This is a genomic window from Streptomyces sp. MK37H (assembly GCF_018035285.1).
In the GTDB taxonomy this organism is placed as follows: Bacteria; Actinomycetota; Actinomycetes; order Streptomycetales; family Streptomycetaceae; genus Streptomyces; species Streptomyces endocoffeicus.
In genome coordinates this window covers 1-1,872 of sequence record NZ_JAAAYH010000780.1, presented here as the reverse complement: position 1 = coordinate 1,872, position 1,872 = coordinate 1, and the positions used below count along the sequence as shown (strand labels likewise).

Sequence of the window (1,872 nt, the reverse complement as noted above, 5' to 3'; positions counted from 1 at the left end):
CCGATCCGCTCGCCTCGACGCACGCGGCGATATTCGAGGCGGCCAACTCGGGGCGGCACAGCGAGGCGGCCTCGATGGCGGCCGCCTGGGAGCAGGAGGCGCTCCGGACGGCCGGTCCCCGGTCCGACGAGGCGATCCACTGGCTGGAGGTCCGCGCCGACCTCTCCCGTATCGCCGGGGACCCGGCCCGCGCCTGCGAGCTGTGGCTCGCGGTGGCCGACGCGCGGCTGGGCAACGGGGAACCGGCCGAGCACCCCGAGGTCGAGGGGGCCGTGGACCGGGCGCACCACCAGTGGCAGTTCGTGGCGGACCGGGCCAGGGCCGGTGCCCTCGCCCCGCTGCTGATCGAGTTGCGGGGCCGGGTGCCCGGCCGCAGACCCGGTGCGCTGGAGGCGGTCCGGCGCCGGGCCGAGCTGCTCCGGTCCCCGGCCCGGACGCGCTGACCGCCGTCGCCCCCGGGACCGGAGAAACCGGGCTCAGTGGTGGAACGCCTTGACGACCTTCCCCATGGGCGCGGGCTGTGACCGGAGTTCCGGCAGCAGTGACCCCAGGTCGGCCAGGAAGAGATCGGCGAGGTCCTCCGAGAAGCCGTTGCGGCACACCACCCGCAGTACGGACAGGTCCTCCCGGTTGGGCGGGAAGGTGTACGCGGGCACCAGCCAGCCGCGTTCGCGCAGCCGCCGGGAGATGTCGTAGACGTCGAAGTTGCGGATCCCCTCCGCGGTGGTGAACGCGAACACCGGCAGCTGATCGCCGCGGCTGAGCATGGTGAAGTCCCCGAACGCCTCGATCCGCTCGGCGAGCGAGCGCGCCACATCGCGAGTCTGCTGCTGGACGGCGCGGTAGCCCTCCCGGCCCAGCCGTACGAAGGTGTAGTACTGGGCGGCCACCTGGGAGCCGGGGCGGGAGAAGTTGAGCGAGAACGTGGGCATGTCGCCGCCGAGGTAGTCGACGCGGAAGACCAGCTCCTTGGGCAGCGCGTCCGCCGTACGCCACAGCGCCCACCCCACCCCGGGGTAGACCAGGCCGTACTTGTGGCCCGAGGTGTTGATGGAGGCGACCCGCGGCAGCTGGAAGTCCCACACCAGGTCCGGGTCGAGGAACGGTGCGACCATCGCGCCCGAGGCGCCGTCCACATGCACCGGGATGTCCAGGCCCGTGCGCTCCTGGAGGTCGTCCAGCGCCCGGCACACCTCGGCGACGGGTTCATAGGAACCGTCGAAGGTGGAGCCGAGGATCGCGACGACCCCGATGGTGTTCTCGTCGCACAGCCCGGCGGCGGCCTGGGGATCGAGGTGGAACCGGTCGCCCTCCATGGGCACCTGCCGCGCCTCCACCTCCCAGAAGTTGCAGAACTTCTCCCAGCACACCTGGACATTGGTGCCCATGACCAGATTGGGCCGGGCGGTGGCCGGATAGCTCACCGGGTTCCGCTTGGCCCAGCGCCGCTTGAAGGCCATTCCGGCCAGCATGCACGCCTCGCTCGACCCGGTGGTGGAGCAGCCCACGACCGCGTCCGGGTCGGGGGCGTGCCACAGATGGCCGAGCATCGTCACGCACCGCCGCTCCAGTTCGGCGGTGCGCGGATACTCATCCTTGTCGATCATGTTCTTGGGGAGGCAGTCGGACATCAGCCTGCCCGCCTGCGGCTCCATCCACGTGGTGACGAACGTGGCGAGATTCTGGCGGGCGTTGCCGTCCAGCATCAGCTCGTCATGGACGAACTGATACGCCGTCGTGGGCGCCATCGGCTCGTCCGGGAGGCAGCGGCGCGGGGGCCTGCCGGTCATTCCGCTGACCGGATTGGCCTCGCCGTAGAGCGGATTGATGGAGAAATCGGTGCGTTCGTCGAGGTCGCGTCGGCCGGGAGTG

The 1,872-nt window shown here is 71.2% G+C and carries 1 protein-coding gene and 1 pseudogene; one reads left to right on the top strand and one right to left on the bottom strand.

The window, feature by feature from the left end; genetic code table 11:
- Positions 1-443 (top strand): annotated as a pseudogene (locus GWI24_RS43835) (hypothetical protein); the annotation flags it as partial.
- Positions 444-476: 33 nt separating this feature from the next.
- Here GWI24_RS43835 and GWI24_RS43830 read toward each other — a convergent pair.
- On the bottom strand, positions 477-1,872 hold a 1,396-nt coding region (locus tag GWI24_RS43830), incomplete at its 5' end, for a glutamate decarboxylase (protein ID WP_210951582.1).